We start from the raw sequence: 16147 nt of genomic DNA on the forward strand, positions 1-16147 counted from the left end.
GCCGCCGGGTACCCGTGAGAAGAGGAACGAACCGGGATAAAACCATTTCCGCGTTCGATCGCTACGGTGGGTCACCGGCGCCCGTCAGTCGCGCGTCCGTCCCCGTGTCCGCCACTCGTGTCCGTCATCCGCGCCCGTCATTCGGGCCGCTGACCCCGTCCGTCATCCGCGCCCGTCATTCGGGCCGCTGACCCCGTCCGTCATCCGCGCCCGTCGCTCGGGCCCCTCAGCCGCGTCCGTCACCCGCGTCCGTCATCCCCGTCCGTCATCCGCGCCGGTCCTCGGGCCCGTCACCCCGCGTCCGACGTCGGCACCCGTCGTCGGCGTCCGGTCATCCGTTGGACCGGCGCGCGGTGGAGACCGCGAGATCACCGCCCGTCCCGCCGGGGCCGTGCGGGGTCGTCGCGGGTCCCGCCGCCGTGTCCAGCCTGCGGGCGGCCGCCTCCACGGCGGGCGGGAGCGGCCTGCGCAGCCGCAGCGCCGCCGGCAGCCTGGCCGCCACACCGCGCAGCGCCTCGCGCGCCTCCGGATCCCGCCGGGCGTCCGCCACGAGCGCTCCCGTACGGCGCAGCGCGACCGCCGGCGGACGGCGCAGCCAGGCGGTGAGCACCGCGTTGCGGCGCATCACGGCACGCCGCCCGGGGCGGGCCCCGCCCGACGGCCGGTGCACCGCCACCACATCGGGAACGTGGCAGACTCCCCAGCCGCGGGCCGCCAGGTCGTACGCGAAGAGGGTCTCCTCGCCGCCGATGAACAGCGCCGGGTGGTAGCCGCCGGCCTCCAGGTACGCCGACCGCCGCGCCACGGCGGCGCAGGCCAGGAACCCGAGCACCTCGGGTCCCGGCAGGTCGGCGGGCCGGCCGAGCGGTGAGCCGGCGAGCGTCGCGTTCAGCGGGTCGGGGGCGCCGTCGCTCCCCGTCCGCACGGTCGCCGCGACCAGCCCCAGCCGTGGGTAGGCGTCGAACAGCCGCTCGGCCGTGCGGAGCGCCCCCGGCTCCCACCACGAGTCGTCGTCGCTGAACGCGACGAACGGCGTACGCGCGTGCCGTACGCCGAGGTTCCGGCCGGCCGCGCCCAGGTTGCGCGCCGAACCGAGCACGGTGACATGGGGGTGGCGCCGGGCGACCGCCTCGGCGGTCCCGTCGCGGGACGCGTTGTCGACCACGATGACGGGCGGTCGCTCGGGCAGCTCCGCGAGCCGGTCCAGGGTCCGCGTCACCTGGTCACGCCGGTCATGGGTGATGACCACCACGGTGGTGCGGCATGCTTCGGTCACGGACGGAACACCTCCGAGGGGCTGGTCGCACGCGCGTCGGTCTCGTACGGGTCGCGTGGGACGGTGCCGTACAGCGCCGCCAGGACCTCGTCCGGGGTGATGCGCAGCAGGTTCGGGTCCGGGGTACGGGCGTGCGGGTCGCCCGGGGGGCCCGGGTGCCACAGCGCCACGTGCCGTGTACCCGGTGGCGGGCCCCACAACCGGGGCGGCACGGGCCCGAACAGGGTGACCGACGGCGTGCCGACGGCGACCGCCAGATGGGCGATGCCGGTGTCGCCCGACACCACCGCCGCCGCCCCCGCGAACAGCGCGGCCAGCCGCCGGAACGGCAGGCCGCCCGCCAGGACGTCACCGTCCGCGAGCCCCGCGGGCCCGGCCACCCGGGCCAGCAGCGCGTCCTCGCCCGGACCTCCGGTCAGCACCGCCCGGTACCCGCGCCGCCGCACGTCCCGTACCACCGCCGCGTACCGCTCAGGGGGCCAGCGCCGCGACCCCGCGTCGGCGCCCGGATGCACGACGACCGCCCCCGGCGCGGGGGACGGCTCGTCCGGCGGTGTGACCCGCAGGTCCCCGGGGTCGGCGCGGACGCCGTACCACTCCACGAGCCGGCACCAGCGGGCCCGCTCGTGCTCGTCCGCCGTCCACACCGGGCCCGCGATCTCCGGCGTCCCGGGATGCGCGAACGCCCACAGCCGGCCAGGGCCGAGCCGCTGGAGCAGCCGGTGACTCGGCGGGCCGTTGCCGTGCAGGTCGACGGCGAGGTCGGGTGGCGCCCCCGTCCAGTCCAGCCGCTCCGGTACGGCGCGGCCGGGCGCCGACGCGGGCAGCAGCCTGTCCACGGCGCCCGTCGCCGCCACGGCGTCCGCCAGCGACCCGGGCGCGGCGAGCACGGTCTCGTACGCCGGGAACGCCCGCCGCAGGGCCCGCAGCGCCGGGATCCCGGCCAGCAGGTCGCCGAGCCCCAGCGCCCGCAGCACCAGCAGCCGGGGCGTGCCCTCGCCGTCCTGGGTCACGGCGCGGCCTCCAGCAGCTTGCCGACGGCCGCCGCCACGTCCTCGGCCGTCACCTCGTCCAGACAGGGATGGCCGGGCACCGGGCAGACCCGGGCCCTGGTGTCGGCGCACGGCGCGGCCTGGTCGCCGAGCAGGACGTGCGGAACGCCGTACGGGCCCCAGCGTTCGGCCGGTACGACCGGTGAGAACAGCGACACGACCGGGGTGCCGACGGCCGCCGCCAGATGCGCGGGTCCTGTGTTGCCGGTCACCACGGCGCCCGCGCCCGCGAGTACCGCCGCGAGCTGCGGCGGCTGCGTACGGCCGCCCAGGTCGAGCCCGCTCGCGCCCGCGACGAGACGCGTCAGCTCCCGCTCGTCCGGGCCGCCCGTCACCACCACGCGGTGACCCTCGTCCGCGAGGAGCCGCACGGCGTGCGCGCAGCGCTCCGGGCTCCACCGGCGGGCGTCGACGCTGGCCCCCGGGTGGACCACGACGTACGGGCGGGCGCCCGTCAGCTCCGGCGCGGCCGCCGCGTGCCGCACCCGCAGCCGTCCGTCGTCGCCGGGCGGTCGCGGGAACCCGGCCGCGCCGGCCAGGTCGAGCGCCGCCTCCGCCTCGTGCGCGTGCGGCGCCCGCCGGTGGCGCACGTCGAGCAGCGAACCCGGCGCGTCGACGCTGTCGGCGGCGATCCGGGGAACGCCCGCCATGCGCAGCAGCAGCGCGGCGGGCAGCGGGCTCTGGTGGAACGACGTCAGGATCAGCGCCACATCGGCACGGGCCGCCGCGACCCGGTCCACGAGGCGGCCGACGTCCGCGCGGTCCACGGGCGGGGGCGTGAACCCGACCCACGGCGCCGCCCACACCAGCACCTCGTCCACACCGGGCAGCATCCGCGCGGCCGGTGCGCCGACCGGCCCGCACAGCAGCGCCACCCGGTCAGCCCGGTGGGCCACCGCCCGGACGGCCGGGCCGGCGAGCAGGACGTCCCCGAAGCTGTCCAGCCGGACGACGAGCGCCTTCATCACGGTCTCCTCAGCTCTCGTGGCCGTCGAGGACGTGGCGTACGGCGCCCGTCAGATCGCGGCACACGCGCGGGGCGGCCTCGACCTCGGCCGGGAGCGTCCGTGTGGTCGGTACGAGCACGCCGCGCGCGCCGGCCGCCCGCGCGGCGCCCATGTCCGAGCCGATGTCGCCGATCACGACGCAGTCCCGCGCCGGGACGCCGAGCAGCCGGGCCGCCTCCAGTACCAGTCCGGGCTCCGGTTTGCGGCAGCCGCAGCCGTCGTCCGGCAGGTGCGGGCAGTGCACCCAGGCGTCCAGCCGCCCGCCGAGCAGCGCCTCGACCCGGGCGTTCACCTCACGCACGGCCTTCTCGGTGAGCAGCCCCCGTCCGATGCCGGACTGGTTGGACACGACACCGACGGGGATCCTGTGCGCCCGCAGCAGCCGCACCGCGTCCCGCGCGCCCGGCATGAGCCGCACCCGCCGGGGGTCGCCGTTGTACGGGACGTCCACCACGAGGGTGTCGTCCCGGTCGAAGAGCACGGCGGCGGGCAGGTCCCGGCGCGTCGCGAGGGTCATACGGCACCGCCGTCCCACCGCCCGGCCGACCGGTGCCGCAGTTCCCCGCGCAGCCGGTGCCAGACGGCGGCCGGCGGGATGACCAGGCTGGTGACGGCCATGGTGAGGATCTCGTCGGGGGTACGGGGCCCGGGGGCGATCCTCGCCCGCGCGAACTCCGCCGTGCCGAGCGCCCATCCGGCCGCCGCCCACGCCGCCGCGCGGCGCCGCCCGCCGGCCGCCAGGACCAGCGCGGCCGCGCCCGCCGCCGCGGTCGCCGCGTGCCGCCGGATCCTGCCCCGGGGCGCCGCGGCGAGCGCCCACCAGCCGGGGCCGTGCAGCCGCACCATCAGCGCGTCGTCCGCGTTGCCGCGCTGGACGCGCACGGACACCCACCGGTCGGCGGGCCGCACGGGATGCTCGGTCGTCCGCTCGCCGCGCCGGATCAGCCAGCCCGCGTCGATGACCCGCAGCGCCAGGTCCGCGTCCTCCCGGAAGGCGCGCGTGAACCGCTCGTCGAAGCCGCCGACCGCCTTGAGGGCCTCCGTGCGGTACGCCATGTCGGCGGTCGCCCACAGGGCGCGTTCGAGCCCGGCGGTGTTGCGTTCCCAGTCGGTGGGCCGCCGGTCCCGTGGCAGCGGCACCCTCAGCACGCCCTGGACGCCGCCGGTGTCGGGCGACGCCTCGGCGAGGTCCCGGGCGAGCTGCTCGCGCCAGTGCGGGCCCACCCGTACGTCGTCGTCCAGGAGGACGGTCCACGGCTGGTCCACCACCCGGATGCCGGTGTTGCGGGCGGCCGCCGGGCCCCGTCCGCCGCTGCGCAGGACGAACGCCCGGTCCGCGAGCGGGCCGAGCGCGTCCAGCGGCAGCCGGTCGCGGGACGGAGCGGGACGGTCGTCCACGAGGACGACGCGGCTCGGCTCGGGGCCCTCGCTCGCGGCGAGCGCGGTGAGGCAGTCGACGAGGCAGGGCCGCCCGATGGTAGGGACGACCACGGCGTACGAGGCGAGTGCGGGGATCATGCGTCGGCGCCTCCCGTTCCGGTGTCGGTTCCGCGGGACGTACGGAATGCCCACCTTTCGTCACTTTATGCATAGGTGTCGGAGGCCCGCAGTACACGTCGGGCCGGTCACCGGCACGGCGGACCCCGCCCCCTGCCGTCGGGCGGAACCGCGACAGGGGACGGCTCGTGGGCCCGCGGCTCAGCGGTGCCGTTCCTCGCCCGCCTCCGGCGCCCGCCAGGGTCCGGGCGCGTCGTCGCCCTTCCGCTCGGGAGCGGTCCGGCCGGGGCCGCCCGTCCTGTCGGGCCGGTCGTCCTCGGCCCGGCGCTCGCCCTCCGCCTGGGAGGGTGTCGTCCGGGGGAAGTCCGGGCGGCCGACGTCCTCGTCCCGCTCGCCCTCCGCCTGGGAGGGGGTCTGCTCGCTCATCGTCATGCCTCCGGTGCGTTGTTCCGCGCCCGCGTCGCCGGGCGGTGGCCGGTCGAGTACCCGTCCGGCAGCTTCAGCAACAGCGTCAGGACGGCACTCGCCAGATACAGCACCGCGAAGATCCACATCACGCCCTCGACACCGAGCGGCCCGAGGAAGATCCCCGCCGGGAGACGGCCAGGTCACCCGCTCGGCGGTACGGCACGCCGACCGCGCGGGGCGCCGGCGGCCCTTTCCGGCGCGTCGCGGCGAGAGTGCGGACACGGCGCGCGCGGCGGCGGGCCCGCCGGTTCGGCCGGGCGTGAGCGGGAATCCGTCCGCGTCGGCACGCACCGGCCCGAAGCGACCGGACTTCGCGTCACCGGACTCCACGTCACCGGACTCCGCGTCACCGGACTCCGCGTCACCGGACTTCGCGTCACCGGACTGGGCGTCACCCGACTCCGCGCCACCGGACTCGGCGTCACGGACTCGGCGTCACCCGACTCCGCGCCACCGGACTCCACACGACCGGTACGGCCCGCGGCGAAGGGGAAGGGATTCCCTCATGTCGGTTCTCACCATCGACGTCGGCACCTCGGTCGTCAAAGCGGTCGTGTTCGACGGGGCGGGACGCGAGACCGCCCTTTCCCGCATCGGGACCGAGGTGCTGCGTCCCCGCCCCGGCTGGGCGGAGCAGGACATGGACGCCGTCTGGAACGGCGTCGTCCACACCGCGCGCGACGCGCTGGCCCGGCTCGGTCCCGGCCACGAGCCGGTACGGATGGTCTGCTTCACCGCCCAGGGCGACGGCTGCTGGCTCGTCGACGCCGACGGCCGCCCGACAGGACCCGCGATCCTGTGGTCCGACGGCCGCGCGGGCGACCTGCTCACCCGGTGGGCGGCCGACGGGATCCTCACCGAGGCGTACCGCCGCAACGGCTCCCTCACCTGCGGCGGCATGCCCAACGCGGTGCTCGGCTGGCTGGCCGCGCACGACCCGGAGCGCCTGGACCGCTCCCGTACGGCGCTGACCGCGGCCGGCTGGCTGTTCCTGAGGCTCACCGGGGTCACCGGTATCGACGACTCCGACGCGTCCGCGCCGTTCCTCGACCACGCCACCGGCGCCTACGACCCCGCGCTCCTGGACCTGTTCGGGATGGACGGCTGCCGGCGGCTCCTGCCCGGCGTGCTCGGTGACGACGAGCGGGTCGCCGGGCTGGCCCGGCACGCCGCCGCCGCGCTCGGCCTGCCGCCGGACCTGCCCGTCGTCATGGCCCCGTACGACATCGCGGCCACCGCGCGCGGCGCCGGAGCGGTCACCACCGGCCAGGCGTGCGCCATCCTCGGCACGACCCTGTGCACGGAGATCGTCACCGGACGCCTCGACACCGGCGGCGAACCCTGCGGCGTCCACATCGCCTACGGCGGCCGCGGCCTGCTCCTGCGGGCCTTCCCGACGCTCTCCGGGACGGAGGTCCTGGACTGGACGGCCCGGCTGCTCGGCGTCCACGGGCCCGCGGCCGTCGGGGAGCTGGCGGCCGGCGCGCCGCCCGGCGCGCACGGACTCGGCTTCCTGCCGTACCTCTCGCCCGCCGGGGAACGCGCCCCGTTCCTCGACCCGCACGCGCGCGGCACCTTCTGGGGCCTCTCCCTCGACCACGGCCGCGCCGATATCGCCCGTGCCGTCTTCGAAGGGCTCTCCCTGGCCGTCCGGGACTGCCTGCGCGCCTCCGGCACGGAGGTCCGGGAGCTGCGGCTGTGCGGCGGCGGCTCCGCCGCCGACGCCTGGTGCCGGCTGATCGCCGACGTCACCGGGGTGCCCACGGCCCGCACCGCCGACAGCGAACTCGGCGCCAAGGGGGCGTTCCTGACGGGGCTGGTGCTCACCGGGGCCGTCCCCTCCGTTAGGGAGGCCGCCGCCCGCCACGTCCGGGTCCGCTCCACCTGGGAACCGGACCCGGACCGCGCCGCGTTCTACGGCGAGCTGTACGACGCGTTCCTGGCCTGGCGGGGCGCCGCCCGCGCCCTCGGCTGGGCCCCGGCCCCCGCCCACCCCGCCGACCGGGGGCGGGTGCCGTATGCCTGACGCCCCGTCCGGCACCCCGTCCGTCACCGCGTCCGGCAGCCTGGCCGACGGACCGTTCGACGGACTGTCCGCCGACGCCGTCCACCTCGGTCTCGACCTCGGCACCCAGAGCGCCCGTGCCGTCGCCGTGGACGGAACCGGTCGCCTGCTGGCCGCCGCCTCCCGCCCGCTGACCGCCCACCGCGACGGCGTACGGCACGAACAGGACCCGGAGCAGTGGTGGTCGGCCATCGCAGGGGCCTGCCGCGAGGCGCTGACCGGCATCGACCCGGCGCGCGTACGCGACCTCGCCGTGGACGGCACCTCCGGCACCGTCCTCATCGCCGACGCCCGCGGCAGGCCGCTCACCCCGGGCCTCATGTACGACGACGGGCGCGCCCACGCCTACACCGGACGCGTCGACGCGGCCGGAGCGCGGGTCTGGCACGACCTCGGCTACCGCTCCATGCAGCCCTCCTGGGCGCTGCCCAAACTGCTGTGGCTGCTGGACCACGGCCCGGCCCCCGGCACGGCCGACGGCCTCCGGCTGCTCCACCAGACCGACCTGATCACCTGGCGGCTCGCCGGACGGCAGGTCGCGAGCGACACCAGCAACGCCCTGAAGACCGGCTACCACCTCATCGAGGACCGCTGGCCGTACGCCGAACTCGCCGCGCTCGGCGTACCGGCCGGGCTCCTCCCCGACGTCGTACGGCCCGGCACGGTACTCGACACGGTCTGCGCGGACGCCGCCCGCGCCACCGGCATCCCCGCCGGCACACCGATCGTCGCGGGCATGACCGACGGCTGCGCCGCCCAGATCGGCGCCGGGGCCCTGACGCCCGGCGCCTGGAACTCCGTACTCGGCACCACCCTGGTGCTCAAGGGCGTGAGTCCGCACCTCGTCCGCGATCCGGGCGGAGTCGTCTACTGCCATCGCGGCCCGGCCGCCACCTGGCTGCCCGGCGGCGCCTCCGGCAGCGGCGCGGGCGTCCTCACCCGCCGCTTCCCCGGCGCCGACCTGCCCGCCCTGACCGAGCGGGCCGCCGCCACCGGCTCCACCGCCGTCGTCTACCCGCTTGCGGGCGACCGGGGCGAACGGTTCCCGTTCCGGGCGCCCGACGCCACCCCGTTCGTCCTCGGGGACCCGGCGGGCGACGCGGAGCTGTTCCACGCCTGCCTGCTCGGCGTGGCGTGCGTCGAGCGGCTCTGCCTCGACCTCCTCGACCACATCGGCGCGCCCGTCGACGGCCCGCTCACCCTGACCGGCGGCGGCGCCCGCAACCGGTACTGGTCGCAGCTGCGCGCCGACGTCCTGGGCCGGGCGGTGGAGATCCCCGCACACGCCGAGAGCGCCGTCGGCATGGCGGTGCTCGCCGCGACCGCGTCCGGCGCCGCACTGGCGACCGCCGCTGCCGCTCTGACCGGCCCGCGCGGCGAACTGCGGCCCGACCCGGCGCGTACGGCCCGGCTGACCCCCGTGTACCTGGACCTCGTGGACGAACTGACCCGCCGCGGCCTGCTGGACCCGGCCCTGGCGGCGCACGCGCGCGGAAGGGCCGAACGGTGACCTGCTTCATCCTGGTACGCCACGGCGAGACCGTCTGGCACGCCGAGAACCGCTACGCGGGCCGCACCGACGTCCCGCTGACCCCGCTCGGCCACGAGCAGGCCGCCGCCCTCGGCGCCTGGGCGGCCGGTCTGCGGCTCGACGCGGTGCTGTGCTCGCCGCTGTCCAGGGCCCGGCTCACGGCCCGGCCCGCCGCCGACGCGCTCGGCCTGCCGCTGCGCGTGGACGAACGGCTGTACGAGGTGGACTTCGGGCGTGGCGACGGGCTCACGCGCGGCGAGATGGCCGAGGCGTTCCCCGACGCGCTCGCGGCGTTCCTGCGCGACCCCGTGGCGCACCACCTGCCCGGCGGCGAGGACCCGGCCGCCGCGGCCCGCCGCGCCGTCGCCTGCCTGACCGACGTGGCCGCCGAACTCCCCGAGGGACGGGTCCTCGTCGTCGCCCACTCCACCCTCGTCCGCCTCGCGCTGTGCGAACTGCTCGGCATCCCGCTCGCCCGCTACCGCCAGGTCTTCCCCGCCCTGGAGAACGGCGCCCTCACCGAACTCCGGCTGCGCGGGGGCCGGGCGTCGCTGCTGCGGCTCAACGCCCCCGCGACGCCTGCCACCGCCCGCACCTCCCTCCCCCCGCACTGAACCGACCACTGGAGCACCACCGTGACCACCACCGTCCTGGCCGCCGGGGACCACTTCGTCCTGCCGCGTCTCCTCACGGAGGAGCTGCGCGCCGCCCTCCCTGACCATCCCCTGGACGTCCGGGAGCTCCGGTTCCCCTGGCCGTACGAGCCGTTCGGGCCGGTCGCCGAGGTGGACGAGGCCACCGGCAGCGAGGAGGAGATGATCGAGGCGCTGCGCGGTGCACGGGTCTGCGTCACCCAGCTCGCCCCGCTCACCGAACGTGTCCTCGCCGCCTGCCCCGGCCTGGAGCTCTTCTGCGTCAGCCGGGGCGGCCCCGTCAACGCCGACCTCGCCGCCGCCACCCGGCACGGCGTCGCCGTCTGCTACGCGCCCGGCCGCAACGCCGTCGCCACCGCCGAGCACACGCTCGCCCTGCTGCTCGCCGCCGCCCGCGGTGTCGGTGACGTGCACACCGACCTCCGGCACGGCTCCTGGCGCGGCGACTACTACGACTACGACAACTGCGGCATCGAGATCGACGGCTCGACCGCCGGGCTGGTCGGGTTCGGTGCGATCGGCTCCCGGGTGGCGCGCGCCCTGGTCGCGCTCGGCGCGCGGGTCCTCGTCCACGACCCGTACGTGGAGCCGGAGGCGGTGGCGGGCATCGGCGAACTCGTGGAGCTGGACGAGCTGCTCGCCCGTTCCCGGCTGGTGTCGCTGCACGCCCGTGTGACGGACGAGACCCGGGGCATGATCGGGCGCGCCCGCATCGAGTCGATGCCGCGCGGCTCGGTCCTGGTCAACTGCGCCCGGGGGGCGCTGCTCGACTACGACGCGGTGTGCGACGCCCTGGAGTCGGGGCGGCTCGCGGGGGCCGGCTTCGACGTGTACCCGACCGAACCGGTGCCCGCCGGCGCACGGCTGCTGAGCGCGCCGCGCGTGGTCCTCACCCCGCACATCGGGGGCGCCAGCCGGGAGGTCGCCCACAAGGCGGCCCGGATCGTGGCGGGCGAGGCCGCCAGGTTCCTGCGCGGCGAACCGCTGGCCCACTGCGCCAACCCGGAGGTGCTGAACCGCTGACGGCCGGTCCCGTGCGCGCCCCGGCGGCCTCCCGCGCGGCGCGGACTCACCGGTGGGGGAGGGGCCGGACCCGCCGCCCGTACGCGGGGACGGTGAGCCGGTGCGGCACCAGCCGGGCGGCGACGCTCCGGGCCCTGGTGCGCGGCGAGCCGGCGAACACCGTCCTGCGGCCCCGCATGAGCGCCTGGTAGCCCTGGGCGGCGACCAGCGCCGGGTCGTCCTTGCGCGAGCGGCCGAGCAGGGTGTCGTCCAGCCCGGCACGGTGGAAGAACTCGGTCTCGGTGGCCCCCGGCAGCAGCGCCGTGACGGTCACGCCGGTGCCCTTCAGCTCGTCGCGCAGGGCCTCGGCGAAGGACTGCAGGAACGCCTTCGTCGCGTTGTAGACCGCCTGGTACGCGCCGGGCACCAGGGAGGCGACGGACGAGGTGATCAGCAGCCGTCCGCCGCCCGCGTCGATCATGCCGGGCAGCAGTCGCCAGGCCAGGTGCACGGTCGACATCACGTTCAGGTCGATGACCCTGGCCTCGTCGGCGAGGTCGTTCCCGAGGAACGGGCCCCCCTTGCTGATGCCCGCGTTGAGCGCGGCCGCCGCGACATGGCGGCGCGTGGCGACGACGGCCTGCCAGAGCTGCTCGACCCCGTCGTACGTGGCGAGGTCGGCCCGTACGGCCGAGACGTCCGCGCCCCGGGCGCGCAGAGCGTCGGCGGCCCGGTCCAGCGCGCGTTCCTCGGCGCAGATCACCAGGTCGAAGCCGTGGTCGGCGAACTGCCCCGCCAGCTCACGGCCGATGCCGCTGGAGGCGCCGGTCACCACGGCCAGGGGCTTCATGGAGTCCACCGGCGCCGGGTACCCCCGGGCCGATTGGCTCGAACACGCATGAATGGTTTATCGTTCACCTATGCGGTTGTGAAGGCGCCTTCACACATCGCGTGAGCTGCCCCGGCTGGTTCCCCCGTCCAGCCGGGGCTTTCCCTTTGCCCGGCCGTATCCGGACGCCGTATCCGGAAGGCCGTATCCGGAATGAGCGGGCCGTGCCGAGGAACTGGGGAGGAATGACCGAATACGAACGTTCCCGCACGATGCCCGCCCTCCCCGAGCAGGTCTACGACCAGGTCGCCGACCTCGGCCGGCTGGAGCAGTGGCTGCCCCGCGAGCTCCACGTCCACGCGGAGGAACCACCCGCCGTCACCGTCCACGAGGACCGCACCGACGAGGACACCCGCGCCCTGCTGCGCTCCCGCAAGGAGCAGATGCGGCTGGAGTGGGGGACCAGGGACGACGGCAGCTACACCGGCTGGCTCCAGGTCGCCGGGATCGGCAGCGGCGCCAGCGAGGTGACGGTGCACCTGTCGTTCTTCGACGAGAGCCACGACCCGGGCGGCAGGGCGGTCGAGGACGCCCTCGACCGCAGCCTGCGCCGCCTGGAGGACGAGGTGCGCCTGCGCGTCGACGGCTCCCCGGGCTGACCGGGCGCCCTCCCGTCCCGGCGCCCGCGTTCATGTCTCCACGCCCGGACGGGGCGGTTCCGTGTCCGTTCCGCGCAGCCTTCGGCCCAGCGCGACCAGCCGGGGATGACGCTCGCCGAGCTCGGCGGCGCGGCGGTCAAGCTCCTGGGTGAGGCGCTCGGTGCGCCGGTCGACGTCCAGCTCGTCGAGGATCCGGTCGATCTCGCTGAGCAGCGCACCGTGCAGCTGCCACTGACGCGGATGCTCCTGCACGTCCTCCAGGAGCAGGTCGGCCACCCGGTCGCGGGTCGTCCGGCTGGCGGCCAGCGCGGCGCTCAGCCGGTCCTCCGCCTCCTCCGCACCGGACGTCACCGACGTGGTGACCAGCCGGGCGTAGCTCTCCACGGCGTCGGCCATCTGCCCGAACAACTCCCTCAGGAGGGCCGCCACGTCCGCCGGGAAGAGCGTCTCCTCCGTGCGGTGCGTGGCGAGGTCCGTCAGCGTCCGGGACAGCACCCGCAGCACCACGGCGCAGATCTCCAGCGTGTCGAGACCGGTCCTCAGCACCACCCGCGACAACAGCCCCTGCCGGACCCGGGGATTGAGCATCAGGCTCTCCTCGGCCTGCCGCAGCGACGCGTCGACCTCCACGATGTCGTGGTCGAGCCGCCGCGCCGCGTGCAGCCGGGCGGCCGCGTGCGGCACCGGAATGTGCCCGAGACCGGCGATGTCGTCGCCCATCGCGCGCAGCATCCCGCCCATCCCGCGGGCCAGACCGTCGATGGAGGCCCCGGCCGTCTGCACCCACACGGGCGGCGCGAACAGCAGGTTGAACAACAGCCCCACACCCGCGCCGATCAGGGTCTCCAGCACCCGGTGCCACGCCGTCGACGTCACCTGGGAGACCCCCAGGACCAGCATCGCGCTGATCGCCACCTCCGGTACGAACTCGCTCACCCGCACCAGATGCCCCACGATCAGCGAGGCGAAGATCGTCAGACCGAGGCTCCACCAGGTCAGACCGACCAGGGCGCTGAAGCCGATCGCGACCAGGACACCGGCGACCACCGAGTTCACCCTGCGGACACCGGTCGTCAGCGTCGCGTAGAGGGTCACCTGCACGACCAGCAGCGCGGTGAGCGGAGCCGTCAGCGGGGCGGGCTGGGGCGGCAGCACGGCGAGCGCCACGACGAAGCTGATGACCGCCGCCGCCGTGGAGCGCAGTGTCTGCGCCGCGACGGGCTCGGTGGACCGGCGCACCAGCTTGATGACGGGGGCTGAGACTTCACGCATCCCATTCCCCTGCCCGCTCACCGGCACCTCGCCACACCCGCGCCCCAGGAACCGCCCGGACGCCCCCTCCGGGTTTGCCGCCCGGCCCGGGTGGTACCGGCGGACGCATGAACCAAGGCACTCCCGTCGCCGTCGTCACCGGCTCGGACTCGGGCATCGGCCGGGCCACCGCCGTGCGGCTGGCGCAGCAGGGCATGGACATCGGCATCACCTGGCACGACGACCACGACGGTGCCGAGCGGACCGCCGATGAGGTGCGGTCCCACGGCCGCCGCGCGGCCATGACCCGGATGGACCTGACCGAGCTGCCGGACGCCGCGGACGCCGTGGAGAAGCTGGCCCGCGACCTCGGGCGGCTCGACGTCCTCGTCAACAACGCCGGAGTCGGTACCTCCACGCCCTTCATCGACATGGAGTACCAGACCGTCCGGGACGTCATCGACGTCGATCTGATCGGCCCGTTCCTGTGCGGCCGGCTCGCGGCGCGCCGCATGATCGACCAGGGCGACGGCGGACGCATCGTGAACGTCACGTCCGTGCACGAGCACCAGCCGCGCGTCGGCGCGGCCCCCTACTGCGCGGCCAAGGGCGGACTCGGGCTGCTCACCCAGGTGATGGCGCTGGAACTGGCCGAGTACGGCATCACGGTCAACGCCGTGGCGCCCGGCGAGATCGCCACGCCCATGACCGGCCAGGAGGACGAGGACGTCCGTCACCAGGTCCGCCCCGGCGTCCCGCTGGGGCGCCCCGGTGACGCCCGGGAGGTGGCGGCCGTCATCGGCTTCCTCGCGAGCGAGGAGTCCTCGTACGTCACCGGGGCGTCGTGGGTGGTCGACGGCGGCATGCTCCGCATGGGCCCGCAGGCCGGCTCGCACCTGGAGAACGACACCTGGCGCCGCCCCTGAAGCCCCTCAGAACCGGTGCCAGAGCTCAGATCAGAACAGGCGCCCGGTCTCAGGACCGGTGCGCGCCCGCGGCCTCCCGCGCGCCGGGAGCCTGCGCACCGGAGCCGTCCGAGGCCGCTCGTACGCCACCGTCCCCGTGCGCCCCGGCCGGGGCGTGGACCGGCAGGTGGTACACCGCGAAAGCCCGGCCGATCACCGGCTGGGCCACATTCCGGACCCGTACGCCCCCACTGGTCATCCCGTGCTCCGTGCCGAGGTGGGCGTGGCCGTGCACGGCCAGGTCGGCGCCCGCCTCGTCCACCGCCTCCGCCAGCAGGTAGCTGCCCAGGAACGGGAAGATCTCCAGCGGCTCCCCGGCGAGCGTGTCCGGCACCGGCGCGAAGTGCGTCAGCGCGATCCGTACGTCGCACCCGGCCTCCGCCAGCTCCCGCAGCGCCGCCGCGAGCCCGTCCGCACAGCGCCGGGTGTACTGGATGAACGCCTTCATCTCCGGTTCGCCGAACTCTCCGCCGCTGCGTCCCGCGAAACCGCCGCCGAAGCCCTTCGTCCCCGCGACCCCGACCCGCGTACCGTCCACCTCCAGCGTGGTGCCCCCGCCCTCCAGGACGGTCACGCCCACCTCGGCGAGTACCGCGGTGACCGCGTCCTGCTTGTCGCTCTGGTAGTCGTGGTTGCCCAGGACCGCGACGACGGGCACATCGAGGCCCGCGACCTCCCGCGCGACCACCCTGGCCTCCTCGATCGTGCCGTGCCGGGTGAGGTCACCCGCGAGGAGCAGGAGGTCCGCACAGCCGCCGAGCGTCTCGAACGCCGGCCGCAGCACGCCCGCGCTCTCGGGCGACAGATGGATGTCACCGACCGCCGCTACCCGGATCATGACAGCTCCTCAGGGTGTGCGGGCGCGTCCGCCGAGGCCACCACCAGGTCCTCGCGGAGGGGAAGCCCGGCCAGTTCCTCGTGCGCGATCCGCAGGACCTCGGCCCGGCAGGCGGCGCTGGACACGGTGCCGTACAGCATGACGCTCACGCCGCGCTGCTCGATCCGTACCCCCAGCTCCGCGATGTCCTCGCTCGCCAGCCGGTCCCGCAGATGGGCGATGCGGTACTCGGCCGTGTCGGCGGCGCTCATGACGATGCCTCCCTCCGTCCGATACTCGGTTCGGTGCGCGGTTGGGTGCGCGGTTCGGTATGTGGTTCGGTATGTGGTTCGGCGTGCGGTGCGGTGCGCGGTTCGATCACGTGCAGGCGCTCCAGGAGGTAGAGGAACGCCTCCGGCATGGGCGCGCCCTCGTTCTCGCGGCGCAGCAGATCCCAGTCAATCTTCTCCCGCAGGGTCCTGGCCAGCGGGAGGACCGCCCCGAAGTCGCAGTGGTGCTCCGAGAACGCCGCGAGCAGGCTCCCCATCAGGTCGGTCGGCGCGAGTACGGGCATGAGCACCGAGTCCACCGGCAGGATCTCCGCCCGGCCCAGCAGGTCCCGGGTCACCGGGTGCCGCGTCAGCTCGAAGATCAGGTCGATGTCCTCGCCCCGGCAGGTGGCCTTGATCAGCCAGTCCTCCGGCGGGACCCGTACCTCGACACCGGCGCGCTCCAACTCCGCGGTCACCGCCTCGGCGTCCTCGCGGAGGATCACGAAGTCGGTGTCGTGCTGGAAGTTCGCCGGTACCCCGTGCGCGTACGCGGCGACGCTCCCGGCCAGCGCGAACGGGTGGCCCGCGTTCTTCAGCAGCGCCGCCACCTGTTTCGTGGCCTCCAGGATGGACTGGGTGCGGTCCACCGGCAGCCGGGGCGCGGTGGCACCCCCGCCCCCGCCGAGACCGCCCCCGACCCCGGCCACGTCGTCGAACGCCCGCCCGCCGGCGAGCCGCAGCCCGGGAGTGTCCCCCGGCCCGCCGGGTCGGGTGGCGTCGTGCGCGGGATTCTTCACGGGGCT

General features: G+C 75.7%; 18 protein-coding genes. 6 read left to right on the top strand and 12 right to left on the bottom strand.

What is annotated here, in order from left to right; translation table 11 throughout:
* Positions 1-331: 331 nt before the first annotated feature.
* From ACGF5U_RS16550 to ACGF5U_RS16580, 7 genes are all read right to left on the bottom strand, one after another.
* Positions 332-1276, bottom strand: coding sequence for a glycosyltransferase family 2 protein (locus ACGF5U_RS16550; RefSeq protein WP_392718516.1), 945 nt, complete (start codon positions 1274-1276; stop codon positions 332-334).
* The gene (locus ACGF5U_RS16555) at positions 1273-2289 is read right to left on the bottom strand and encodes a glycosyltransferase family 9 protein (protein WP_392718518.1); all 1017 of its coding nucleotides are present in this window, start codon (positions 2287-2289) and stop codon (positions 1273-1275) included. Before ACGF5U_RS16555 ends, ACGF5U_RS16550 begins: the two co-directional genes overlap by 4 nt.
* Positions 2286-3293 carry a glycosyltransferase family 9 protein gene (locus ACGF5U_RS16560; protein ID WP_392718520.1) on the bottom strand — a complete coding sequence of 336 codons (1008 nt, stop codon included), beginning with the start codon at positions 3291-3293 and terminating at the stop codon, positions 2286-2288. Before ACGF5U_RS16560 ends, ACGF5U_RS16555 begins: the two co-directional genes overlap by 4 nt.
* 10 nt (positions 3294-3303) lie before the next feature.
* Positions 3304-3852, bottom strand: a complete 549-nt coding sequence (locus ACGF5U_RS16565; RefSeq protein ID WP_392718522.1) for a D-glycero-alpha-D-manno-heptose-1,7-bisphosphate 7-phosphatase — start codon at positions 3850-3852, stop codon at positions 3304-3306.
* Positions 3849-4853: a glycosyltransferase family 2 protein gene (locus ACGF5U_RS16570; protein ID WP_392718524.1), complete on the bottom strand. Its 1005-nt coding sequence runs from the start codon at positions 4851-4853 to the stop codon at positions 3849-3851. Before ACGF5U_RS16570 ends, ACGF5U_RS16565 begins: the two co-directional genes overlap by 4 nt.
* Positions 4854-5033: 180 nt before the next feature.
* A complete protein-coding gene (locus ACGF5U_RS16575) occupies positions 5034-5258 on the bottom strand; it encodes a hypothetical protein (protein ID WP_392718526.1) in 225 nt (74 codons plus the stop codon).
* Positions 5259-5260: 2 nt separating this feature from the next.
* Complete coding sequence (locus tag ACGF5U_RS16580) at positions 5261-5389, bottom strand: hypothetical protein (protein ID WP_392718528.1); 129 nt, start codon at positions 5387-5389, stop codon at positions 5261-5263.
* A 416-nt stretch (positions 5390-5805) separates the two neighbouring features.
* On the opposite strand from ACGF5U_RS16580, the gene ACGF5U_RS16585 reads away from it, so the two are divergent.
* Genes ACGF5U_RS16585 through ACGF5U_RS16600 form a run of 4 tightly spaced genes read left to right on the top strand, consistent with a single transcriptional unit; the run spans position 5806 to position 10572 of the window.
* Entirely contained in the window at positions 5806-7326 is a 1521-nt protein-coding gene (locus ACGF5U_RS16585; RefSeq protein WP_392718530.1) for an FGGY family carbohydrate kinase, read from the top strand.
* The gene (locus ACGF5U_RS16590; RefSeq protein ID WP_392718532.1) at positions 7319-8875 is read left to right on the top strand and encodes an FGGY-family carbohydrate kinase; all 1557 of its coding nucleotides are present in this window, start codon (positions 7319-7321) and stop codon (positions 8873-8875) included. Before ACGF5U_RS16585 ends, ACGF5U_RS16590 begins: the two co-directional genes overlap by 8 nt.
* Positions 8872-9510 carry a histidine phosphatase family protein gene (locus ACGF5U_RS16595; RefSeq protein ID WP_392718534.1) on the top strand — a complete coding sequence of 213 codons (639 nt, stop codon included), beginning with the start codon at positions 8872-8874 and terminating at the stop codon, positions 9508-9510. The genes ACGF5U_RS16590 and ACGF5U_RS16595 overlap by 4 nt, the downstream gene beginning before the upstream one ends.
* A gap of 21 nt (positions 9511-9531) precedes the next feature.
* Entirely contained in the window at positions 9532-10572 is a 1041-nt protein-coding gene (locus ACGF5U_RS16600; RefSeq protein WP_392718536.1) for a 2-hydroxyacid dehydrogenase, read from the top strand.
* 46 nt (positions 10573-10618) lie between these two features.
* Here the strand turns inward: ACGF5U_RS16600 and ACGF5U_RS16605 are convergent, their stop codons facing one another.
* The gene (locus ACGF5U_RS16605; protein WP_392718555.1) at positions 10619-11401 is read right to left on the bottom strand and encodes an SDR family NAD(P)-dependent oxidoreductase; all 783 of its coding nucleotides are present in this window, start codon (positions 11399-11401) and stop codon (positions 10619-10621) included.
* 224 nt (positions 11402-11625) lie between these two features.
* On the opposite strand from ACGF5U_RS16605, the gene ACGF5U_RS16610 reads away from it, so the two are divergent.
* The gene (locus ACGF5U_RS16610; RefSeq protein ID WP_392718538.1) at positions 11626-12039 is read left to right on the top strand and encodes an SRPBCC family protein; all 414 of its coding nucleotides are present in this window, start codon (positions 11626-11628) and stop codon (positions 12037-12039) included.
* A 30-nt stretch (positions 12040-12069) separates the two neighbouring features.
* On the opposite strand, the gene ACGF5U_RS16615 is transcribed toward ACGF5U_RS16610, so the two are convergent.
* The gene (locus ACGF5U_RS16615) at positions 12070-13311 is read right to left on the bottom strand and encodes an aromatic acid exporter family protein (RefSeq protein ID WP_392718540.1); all 1242 of its coding nucleotides are present in this window, start codon (positions 13309-13311) and stop codon (positions 12070-12072) included.
* A 107-nt stretch (positions 13312-13418) separates the two neighbouring features.
* On the opposite strand from ACGF5U_RS16615, the gene ACGF5U_RS16620 reads away from it, so the two are divergent.
* Entirely contained in the window at positions 13419-14216 is a 798-nt protein-coding gene (locus tag ACGF5U_RS16620) for an SDR family oxidoreductase (protein WP_392718542.1), read from the top strand.
* Between the two features lie 49 nt (positions 14217-14265).
* On the opposite strand, the gene ACGF5U_RS16625 is transcribed toward ACGF5U_RS16620, so the two are convergent.
* The 3 genes from ACGF5U_RS16625 to ACGF5U_RS16635 are packed head-to-tail and all read right to left on the bottom strand — an operon-like array spanning position 14266 to position 16141.
* The gene (locus tag ACGF5U_RS16625) at positions 14266-15093 is read right to left on the bottom strand and encodes a metallophosphoesterase (RefSeq protein WP_392718544.1); all 828 of its coding nucleotides are present in this window, start codon (positions 15091-15093) and stop codon (positions 14266-14268) included.
* A complete protein-coding gene (locus ACGF5U_RS16630; RefSeq protein WP_392718546.1) occupies positions 15090-15344 on the bottom strand; it encodes a hypothetical protein in 255 nt (84 codons plus the stop codon). Before ACGF5U_RS16630 ends, ACGF5U_RS16625 begins: the two co-directional genes overlap by 4 nt.
* The gene (locus ACGF5U_RS16635; RefSeq protein ID WP_392718548.1) at positions 15341-16141 is read right to left on the bottom strand and encodes a hypothetical protein; all 801 of its coding nucleotides are present in this window, start codon (positions 16139-16141) and stop codon (positions 15341-15343) included. The genes ACGF5U_RS16630 and ACGF5U_RS16635 overlap by 4 nt, the downstream gene beginning before the upstream one ends.
* Positions 16142-16147: the final 6 nt, after the last annotated feature.

It is taken from the genome of Streptomyces sp. NPDC047886, assembly GCF_043204435.1.
GTDB lineage: Bacteria > Actinomycetota > Actinomycetes > Streptomycetales > Streptomycetaceae > Streptomyces.

Bases quoted from the DNA above. Each gene is read 5' to 3' on its own strand.
- ACGF5U_RS16610 (WP_392718538.1), top strand. From the start codon at position 11,626: ATGACCGAATACGAACGTTCCCGCACGATGCCCGCCCTCCCCGAGCAG.
- ACGF5U_RS16565 (WP_392718522.1), bottom strand. From the start codon at position 3,852: ATGACCCTCGCGACGCGCCGGGACCTGCCCGCCGCCGTGCTCTTCGAC.
- ACGF5U_RS16570 (WP_392718524.1), bottom strand. From the start codon at position 4,853: ATGATCCCCGCACTCGCCTCGTACGCCGTGGTCGTCCCTACCATCGGG.
- ACGF5U_RS16590 (WP_392718532.1), top strand. From the start codon at position 7,319: ATGCCTGACGCCCCGTCCGGCACCCCGTCCGTCACCGCGTCCGGCAGC.
- ACGF5U_RS16605 (WP_392718555.1), bottom strand. From the start codon at position 11,401: ATGAAGCCCCTGGCCGTGGTGACCGGCGCCTCCAGCGGCATCGGCCGT.
- ACGF5U_RS16630 (WP_392718546.1), bottom strand. From the start codon at position 15,344: ATGAGCGCCGCCGACACGGCCGAGTACCGCATCGCCCATCTGCGGGAC.
- ACGF5U_RS16620 (WP_392718542.1), top strand. From the start codon at position 13,419: ATGAACCAAGGCACTCCCGTCGCCGTCGTCACCGGCTCGGACTCGGGC.
- ACGF5U_RS16625 (WP_392718544.1), bottom strand. From the start codon at position 15,093: ATGATCCGGGTAGCGGCGGTCGGTGACATCCATCTGTCGCCCGAGAGC.
- ACGF5U_RS16585 (WP_392718530.1), top strand. From the start codon at position 5,806: ATGTCGGTTCTCACCATCGACGTCGGCACCTCGGTCGTCAAAGCGGTC.
- ACGF5U_RS16615 (WP_392718540.1), bottom strand. From the start codon at position 13,311: ATGCGTGAAGTCTCAGCCCCCGTCATCAAGCTGGTGCGCCGGTCCACC.
- ACGF5U_RS16560 (WP_392718520.1), bottom strand. From the start codon at position 3,293: ATGAAGGCGCTCGTCGTCCGGCTGGACAGCTTCGGGGACGTCCTGCTC.
- ACGF5U_RS16575 (WP_392718526.1), bottom strand. From the start codon at position 5,258: ATGAGCGAGCAGACCCCCTCCCAGGCGGAGGGCGAGCGGGACGAGGAC.